General features: G+C 61.6%; 8 protein-coding genes and 1 tRNA gene. 8 read left to right on the forward strand and 1 reads right to left on the reverse strand.

Going from position 1 to position 7,537, the window contains the following annotated elements:
• The first annotated feature begins 9 nt into the window (after positions 1-9).
• The 4 genes from pheT (at position 10) to RT97_RS27770 (ending at position 3,457) form a co-directional block, all read left to right on the forward strand.
• A complete protein-coding gene (pheT, locus tag RT97_RS27755) occupies positions 10-2,451 on the forward strand; it encodes a phenylalanine--tRNA ligase subunit beta (protein ID WP_042582086.1) in 2,442 nt (813 codons plus the stop codon).
• A 2-nt stretch (positions 2,452-2,453) separates the two neighbouring features.
• Positions 2,454-2,825, forward strand: coding sequence for an integration host factor subunit alpha (locus tag RT97_RS27760; protein WP_042582090.1), 372 nt, complete (start codon positions 2,454-2,456; stop codon positions 2,823-2,825).
• Between the two features lie 73 nt (positions 2,826-2,898).
• Positions 2,899-3,354, forward strand: a complete 456-nt coding sequence (locus RT97_RS27765; RefSeq protein ID WP_042582087.1) for a MerR family transcriptional regulator — start codon at positions 2,899-2,901, stop codon at positions 3,352-3,354.
• A gap of 26 nt (positions 3,355-3,380) precedes the next feature.
• Positions 3,381-3,457, forward strand: a tRNA-Pro gene (locus RT97_RS27770).
• A 15-nt stretch (positions 3,458-3,472) separates the two neighbouring features.
• On the opposite strand, the gene RT97_RS32800 is transcribed toward RT97_RS27770, so the two are convergent.
• On the reverse strand, positions 3,473-3,931 hold the full coding sequence (locus RT97_RS32800) for a tyrosine-type recombinase/integrase (protein ID WP_080898455.1): 459 nt from the start codon (positions 3,929-3,931) through the stop codon (positions 3,473-3,475).
• Between the two features lie 499 nt (positions 3,932-4,430).
• Between RT97_RS32800 and RT97_RS33245 the strand changes: the two genes are divergently transcribed.
• The 4 genes from RT97_RS33245 to RT97_RS33945 all read left to right on the forward strand — a co-directional run bounded on the left by RT97_RS33245 (position 4,431) and on the right by RT97_RS33945 (position 7,520).
• A complete protein-coding gene (locus RT97_RS33245) occupies positions 4,431-5,609 on the forward strand; it encodes a hypothetical protein (RefSeq protein ID WP_155403909.1) in 1,179 nt (392 codons plus the stop codon).
• Between the two features lie 491 nt (positions 5,610-6,100).
• The gene (locus tag RT97_RS32210) at positions 6,101-6,310 is read left to right on the forward strand and encodes a hypothetical protein (protein ID WP_052810775.1); all 210 of its coding nucleotides are present in this window, start codon (positions 6,101-6,103) and stop codon (positions 6,308-6,310) included.
• Positions 6,311-6,750: 440 nt separating this feature from the next.
• The gene (locus RT97_RS34215; protein WP_437184114.1) at positions 6,751-7,050 is read left to right on the forward strand and encodes a hypothetical protein; all 300 of its coding nucleotides are present in this window, start codon (positions 6,751-6,753) and stop codon (positions 7,048-7,050) included.
• A 104-nt stretch (positions 7,051-7,154) separates the two neighbouring features.
• A complete protein-coding gene (locus RT97_RS33945; protein ID WP_367379269.1) occupies positions 7,155-7,520 on the forward strand; it encodes a hypothetical protein in 366 nt (121 codons plus the stop codon).
• Positions 7,521-7,537: the final 17 nt, after the last annotated feature.

A 7,537-nucleotide genomic window follows, 5' to 3' on the forward strand; every position in this document is an offset into this window, starting at 1 on the left:
ATCGAAGAGATGCAATTCCCGGAATCCTGGCTGCGCGAGTTCTGCAACCCGCCCCTCGACAGCGCCACGCTGGCCGAAACGCTCACCATGGGCGGCTTCGAGGTCGAAGAGCGCCGGCCGGTGGCGCCGCCTTTCACGCGCATCGTGGTCGGCGAAATCAAGGAAGCGGTGCAACACCCGAACGCCGATCGCCTGCGCGTGTGCCAGGTCGATGCGGGGCAGGGCGCTTTGCTGAACATCGTGTGCGGCGCCCCGAATGCGCGCGTCGGCATCAAGGTGCCTTGCGCGCTCGTCGGCGCCGAGCTGCCGCCGGGTGAAGACGGCAAGCCCTTCCTCATCAAGCTGGGCAAGCTGCGCGGCGTCGAAAGCCAGGGCATGCTGTGCTCGGCGCGCGAACTGCACCTGAGCGAAGACCACGGCGGCCTGCTCGAGCTCGATGCCGATGCACCCATCGGTGCCGACGTGCGCGATGTGCTCAAGCTCGACGACGCGCTCCTCACGCTCAAGCTCACGCCCAACTTGGCCCACGGCTTGAGCGTCTACGGCGTGGCGCGCGAACTCGCGGCGCTTACCGGAGCGCCGCTGAAGACGCCGGCCATCGCGCCCGTGGCAACTTCATTCAACGACGTGCTGCCGGTCAAGGTCGAGGCGCCCGAGCTCTGCGGCCGCTTCTCTGGCCGCATCGTGCGCGGCGTGAACACCACCGTCGCCACGCCCGCCTGGATGGTCGAGCGCCTTGCGCGCTGCGGCCAGCGCAGCGTGACACCGCTGGTCGACATCTCGAACTACGTGATGTTCGAGTACGGCCAGCCCAGCCACATCTTCGACCTCGACAAGATTCACGGCGGCCTCACAGTGCGCTGGGGCAAGGCGGGCGAACAGCTCAAGCTTCTGAACGGCACCACGATCACCGTCGACGACAAGGTCGGCGTGATCGCCGACGACCGCGAAGTCGAATCGCTCGCGGGCATCATGGGCGGCGATGCGACCTCGGTGTCCGACGACACCCGCAACATCTACGTCGAAGCCGCGTTCTGGTGGCCCGAAGCCGTGCAGGGCCGTTCGCGTCGCTTCAACTTCTCGACCGATGCAGGCCACCGCTACGAGCGCGGCGTGGACCCGAGCCGCAGCGTCGAGATCATCGAGCGCATCACGCAGCTGGTCCTCGAGATCTGCGGCGGCGAAGCCGGCAAGATGGACGACCAGACGCTGAATGTGCCCGCCGCCGTGCCCGTTACCCTGCGCGTGGCGCGTGCTGCGCGTGTGATCGGCATGCCGCTCACGCAGGCGCAATGCGCCGATGCGCTCAATCGCCTCGGCTTCGCCATCACCGAAGGCGAGGGCACGCTGACCGTCGCCCCGCCGCCGCACCGCTTCGACCTGCTGATCGAAGAAGACCTCATCGAAGAAGTCGCGCGCCTGATCGGCTTCAACAACCTGCCGACCACCGCGCCGCTCGCGCCCATCACCGCTCGCGTGCGGCCCGAGTCGCAGCGCAGCCGCTTCGCGGTTCGCCGCAGCATTGCGGCACTGGGCTACCAGGAAACCATCAACTTCAGCTTCGTCGAAGCGCACTGGGAGCAGGACCTTGCCGGCAATGCCAATCCGGTGAAGCTGCTGAACCCCATCGCCAGCCAGATGAGCGTGATGCGCTCGTCGCTGCTCGGCTCGCTGCTGCAGGTGCTGAAGTTCAACCTCGACCGCAAGGCGCCGCGCGTGCGCGTGTTCGAGCTGGGCCGTGTGTTCATGCGCGACGACAGCGTCGTCACCACCGACAGCACCGTGCGCGGCGTCAACCAGCCGATGCGCGTGGCAGGTCTTGCCTGGGGCGATGCCGACGAAGCGCGCTGGGATGGCAAACCGCAGCGCATCGATTTCTACGACGTCAAGGGCGACGTCGAAGCGCTGCTCGCACCGCTGGTGCCGACCTTCGACCCGGCCGAACATCCCGCCTTGCACCCCGGTCGCTCGGCCCGCGTCTCGATCGACGGCAAGGCCATCGGCGTCGTCGGCGAGTTGCATCCGCGCTGGCGCCAGAAGTGGGATTTCGCGCAGGCTCCCGTGCTGTTCGAGCTCGACCTCGATGCAATCACCGCGCGAAGCGTGCCTGTGGCGCAGCCGGTGCCCAAGCACCAGGCCGTCGAGCGCGATATCGCTGTGGTGGTTGCCGAGGCTGTCACCCACGATGCGCTGATGCAAGCGATCCGCTCGACCGCCGCCGCACAGGGCCTGCTGCGCGACGCGGCGCTGTTCGACATCTATCGCCCGCAGCCGCTGCAGGGCGGTGCGGTCGCTGCACCCGGTGCGCTGGCACAGGGCGAAAAGAGCATGGCGGTGCGCCTGAGCTTCCAGAGCGACAGCGCCACCCTCACGGACGAGCAGGTCGAGCCCGCGGTCCGTGCAATCGTCGAACAACTGGGCGCCAAGGTCGGCGGCCGCTTGAGAGGATGAAGATGAACGCTGCCGAATTCACGCTCGAGGCTCTCGAAACGCCGGCGCTCACCAAGGCACACCTGGCCGACTTGCTGTTCGAGCAGATCGGTTTGAACAAGCGTGAGTCCAAGGACATGGTCGAGGCGTTCTTCGAGCTCGTGGCCAGCAGCCTGATCGAAGGCACGGACGTGAAGATCTCGGGGTTCGGCAACTTCCAGATCCGCGTGAAGGCGCCGCGGCCCGGTCGCAATCCGCGCACCGGCGAAGCCATTCCCATCGGTGAACGCCGCGTTGCTACGTTCCATGCGAGCGCCAAGCTCAAGGAACAGATTCATGGAAGCATCGAGCAGAGCGGGTCGACTGAAGTCGAGTGGAGCCTGGGCACCGAATAGTGCTTGGTGCTCGGCGGTTGCGTAGAGTAATCTCTCAGGTTTCCCGCGCACCGTATTGATTTCAATGGAAATAATGGAGAAAGCGCTCCCGCCGATTCCTGTCAAACGCTACTTCACCATCGGTGAGGTTGGCGAACTCTGCGGTGTCAAGCCGCACGTCTTGCGCTACTGGGAACAAGAGTTCACGCAGTTGCGGCCCATGAAGCGCCGCGGCAATCGTCGTTACTACCAGCACCACGAGGTGCTCATGATTCGCCGCATCCGCGACCTGCTGTACGACCAGGGCTTCACGATCAGCGGCGCGCGCAACAAGTTGCAGGAACTGGTGCAGGGCGAGCGCGATCGCCGCAAGGCCGGCGAAGTGCCGCTCGAAGGCATGGAAGCCATCGAGATCGATCAGGAAGAATTCGACGCCGCCGTGCAGGACAGCCCCGACCCAACCGCGCCGCGCACGGTCGACCTGTCGCAGTTGTTGCACCTTCGCCGCGAGCTTTTTGAAATTCGTGAGCTCCTGACCGTCGGACGCTGATTTCCGCCGGCTATAATTGCGGGCTTCGGTGTGTGGCGCAGCCTGGTAGCGCACTTGCATGGGGTGCAAGGGGTCGAAGGTTCGAATCCTTTCACACCGACCAAAAACGTTAGTCAGATCAACGGGTCAGAGCCAAAAGCTCTGACCCGTTTTTCTTTGGTTTTGACAAACTCGTCGATTCCTGACAGACCCGACCCATTTCAGCTGTTTCCGCGCCCGCAATCGCCGATGGCAAGGGGGTTCCGGTGGGCACCCTGCGGCGATACACGTGCTTCGTCACCTTCACGTCTTCGTGGTGCAGCAGTTTCTGCGCAGACACGTCCGAGTCGGAATCCGACGCCGCCTTTGCGCGCATGTCGTGGAAGGTGATCTCACGCGGTTTCAGGCCCAGCTTCTTGCGCACCGCGCCCCAGAGTGTCTTGAACGCTTCTTTGCCATAGGGCTTGCCCTGCTTCGTGATGAACAGGTAGTCGCTGGGCAGACCGGCCGCGCCGCCTCGGTTTCGACAAAATGCGTTTGCCCGACAGGAAAGACAAGCGCATGCCGGTGATCCTGCCCGCCGCGAGGTACGAGGCATGGCTTGACGCTTCGCCGCAAGAGTCGATGGATTTCATGCGGCAGTTTCCGGCTGATGGGCTGGCGATTTCGCCGGAGCCGGAGCCGCCCCGCACGCCGGGCGCGAAGGCGCGAAGCAAGCAGTTGGCAGCAGACCGATAGCCCACCAAACTATGTGCACCCGCTATATCTCCCCCGAGGACCGCAAGATCGAGGCCGCCTGGTACATCGGCGCTCGAACGGCTGGTCGTTGGCTGCGCAGCACATTGACATTGCACAACACATCCAAGCACTTCCAGCGGGTCGCGCTGGCATTGGTTTTCTCGGCGGGGCGGGGATGGACACCCGCTTTTGCTTGCGCGCGTCACCGCTGAGCTAACGCTACCTGTCCGGGACACGGTGAGAAAATTTTAGCCTCGCACTCCAGCAGGAGTCCACGATGTTTGAACGTTCATAGAAAATGCCGTTGCGATGAGAAACCGCTTCAACGCGGCGTTGAAAAAAATTTACGGGAGAGAGGGATGAAGCGTTTCCTGGGACAACTTGCAATAGCGGTTTTGTCGGCGACCCTTGGCGCCTGTGAGGGAGGGAGCAACGTGGGCGAGGGTAGCTTGCCGACCGCCGAATCACCGCTCGCAGTATCTGCGCCGACGGCAGCGCTGCAGGCCGCACAGCCGCTGATCGCCAAGGATGGCGACTCCGTGGTTGTTCAAGGGCTGATGGCTGAGAAAGCCGACAACAAAGGGGGGGTGGCTGCGGCACTCGCCGGTGGGCCGGAGAGCCGCGCACTTATGGAGGAGCGCGCCGTTAACCCCTACGCGGGAATGACGGGGCCGCGCCCAGGCTCAATCACCACCTATACATACAGTTTGCTCAAGGTACAGGAATTCGCAGATATAACGGATCCACTTGAATGGTTTGCTCCCAATACAGCGAACCACGTGTTGGATATATTGAATTCCCCAGACTATGCAGGAGCGTACTATGGTGGGCTCCACCCTTATACCGGAATTGCCATTTTTATCAGGGCATCCTCGATTCCTGCATACGTATGGAGTATGCGAGATTCATTCGATGATCGCACGGGGAAAGACAATCTGTTGCTCGCAGAATTTGGGCCTCGAACGGAAACCTCGTTAACCTCGAAGTTTTTGTATGGAAAACCGGCTGCCGATACGGCTATCTACGACCAGGCCAAAGTTGCGTTCAACCCTATGTCCGACAGCCGTGAGGTTTTTTTGGAGCGGTTAAATCAGGCTGGGGCATTGGGTTATTGCCGCCTCGGCCAAGAGAAGAAGGTTAGTTTTGACGCGGTACTTTTAATGAAGCAGCGCGGCAGCGATGATGTTTGCCATTATCAGATGGCAATTCGAAAATATACCAATCAAAAAGAATATCAAGACTATCTTAATATCTGGGGACGTGATGGCTACATTCCAGTTCTTGAGGCGAGTTCCGTGGATTTCATGGTGAAAGTGGTTGACGAGCCCAGTAATTTTTATTACTACATTGTCGATCCGGTGGCGCCCGTGCTCGGTTCGAGTACGGAAGAATTCCAAAAAAGGCAGGTTGAGCAATTAAATGTCGAGGGGCTGAAAGGAGCAAAGCCTTGGCGCCCCGAGTTCACAATGAATGGTCAGAATAAGCAGGTTTACAGGATCGCGACAAACTGTACGCGATGGTGGATGTGTAATTTTTGAGGAAAATTAAAAGGAACGCCAGATCTGACGCGTAGCGCTTCAAGCGTTCGCACGCCGAACTGCAGCGCATCAAACCACGTTTCGTGGGACTCATCGCTGGACTCGAGTTCGTCCCACTGACTGGCGTCGCTAGCTTTCTCCACGAGCAACCGATAGAAGGATCAGGTCATCTACCGAGGCTGACAAACGCGAATCTTCCAGAGTGAGGTAACTGCGAAAAAGCGCTGCTCTGGCACCTCTCGGTTTGTCAGGCCATTTCGTCCAAATTCTTGCTCTAGCAAGCACTTAGTCTGCCTTTGCCAGCCTCATGGGGTGCAAGGGGTCGAAGGTTCGAATCCTTTCACACCGACCAAAAACGTTAGTCAGATCAACGGGTCAGAGCCACAAGCTCTGACCCGTTTTTCTTTGGTTCTGGCAAACCGATCAGTTTCTGACAAACGCGGCCTAATTTCAGCCGTTTCTACGCCCCCCACATCGAGGCACGCGTCGAGATGCTGACCATTGGCTTGCAGGAATCGAAGTTCGAGCAACGGTGGCAGGTGCTGGACGGTACTACGAAGAAGGGGTCGGCGCGGTCGTTCTGGCAAGGCGAGCAGGGCGGTGGCATGGCGGCCGGCATCATGAACCATGCGGCCAGCAAAGACCTCGCGCGCGCGGCTTGCGCGGCGCACAGCGTGGCGTTCGCGACGAGCGCGATGTGAACCTTGATCGAGAACGACGACGTGCTGGCGGAGATCCTGACTCGTCTGCTGCTGTGGACTGACCCGGGTGCGCTGCCGCGCGTGATCGACACCGAGGCCGCATAGCAGTTGTACCTGCGCGCCGAGTGAGAAGACGACCGGCGCGCCGTTCGTGCATTCTTGGGGCTGCCGTGACTGCGGTACTGGCCTGAGCCATCGGCAACTTGCGGCTGATCGTCATTGCCGGCCTTGTGGCACTGCTGGGCCTCCAGACCGTTCGCCTAGCAGAGGAGCGCCGCGACACCGCCGCGCGCGAACGGATCTGACCGACTATCGCGCCACGGCCGTTGAGTCCGGCCGCCTGACACAACGCGCGCAGCGCACTCTCGAACAGACTTGGCGCGATCGCGTCGATGGAGTGATCCAAGATGGCCAACACAGAACTGCGGCGGCTCGCGCCGATGCTCACCCGCTATCGCGCCGCCGTCCGTGCAGTCAGCGCAACGCCCGCGGCTACCGGCGGAGGGGCGTCAGCCGCCGACCCCCTCGATCTGCTCTCCAACCTGTTCAGCCGGGCTGACTCGCGAGCGGCAGACTTGGCGCGCATCTGCTCTCGCAGGGCCCAGCGTCTGATGACACTCAATGTCGCCACGTCTATCACTCCTAGGATCCCCTGCTTTAAAAAACAGCAGGGTAGGGTTTTACGTGGGTCAGTCTTAGACGGAAATTACTGCGCTAGCTGGGTCAATTTTCGACGGTAAACAACAGCCGACGTACAAGAGCGCATGGCTACGCGGAAAAAGCGCTGCATCATTCCGGCCGCCAGCTTCGATGAGCCGAACTGGGAAACAGGAAAGAACGTCTGGTGGCGCTTTCGTCGTGCGGATGGGATGCCGTGGGGCTGGACGGGCTGTGGGACACCTGGACGGACCACGAGACGGGTCTGGTGTGGGACAGCTACACGATGCTCACCATGAACGCGGACGGCCATCGCTTGCGCTTCGGACAAGTAGCCGCGCGGGATCTTTTGGAGATTAGTCATGTGGCGCTCGACGAAGAAAAGCCGCTTGACTGGCTGACCTTCGCCGGACGGAAAAGCTGGCGCGCAGTGCTGGACGGCAAGGCAACGCCGACGCGCTCCGCGAGAGATGCCGACCACTACTGCCTTCCGGCTAGTAAGCGCCCCTGCCCGGCGTCAACTACTTTGAGCGGCCAGCGTCAATTATCTTGAGCGGTGCGGTCGAGCAA

Source organism: Variovorax paradoxus, from assembly GCF_000834655.1.
GTDB lineage: Bacteria > Pseudomonadota > Gammaproteobacteria > Burkholderiales > Burkholderiaceae_C > Variovorax > Variovorax paradoxus_F.

What these genes read in the sequence shown, in the direction of transcription:
- pheT (WP_042582086.1), top strand. Translation starts at nt 10, where the DNA reads ATGCAATTCCCGGAATCCTGGCTGCGCGAGTTCTGCAACCCGCCCCTC.
- RT97_RS27760 (WP_042582090.1), top strand. Translation starts at nt 2,454, where the DNA reads ATGAACGCTGCCGAATTCACGCTCGAGGCTCTCGAAACGCCGGCGCTC.
- RT97_RS27765 (WP_042582087.1), top strand. Translation starts at nt 2,899, where the DNA reads ATGGAGAAAGCGCTCCCGCCGATTCCTGTCAAACGCTACTTCACCATC.
- RT97_RS32800 (WP_080898455.1), bottom strand. Translation starts at nt 3,931, where the DNA reads ATGCCTCGTACCTCGCGGCGGGCAGGATCACCGGCATGCGCTTGTCTT.
- RT97_RS33245 (WP_155403909.1), top strand. Translation starts at nt 4,431, where the DNA reads ATGAAGCGTTTCCTGGGACAACTTGCAATAGCGGTTTTGTCGGCGACC.
- RT97_RS32210 (WP_052810775.1), top strand. Translation starts at nt 6,101, where the DNA reads ATGCTGACCATTGGCTTGCAGGAATCGAAGTTCGAGCAACGGTGGCAG.
- RT97_RS34215 (WP_437184114.1), top strand. Translation starts at nt 6,751, where the DNA reads ATGCTCACCCGCTATCGCGCCGCCGTCCGTGCAGTCAGCGCAACGCCC.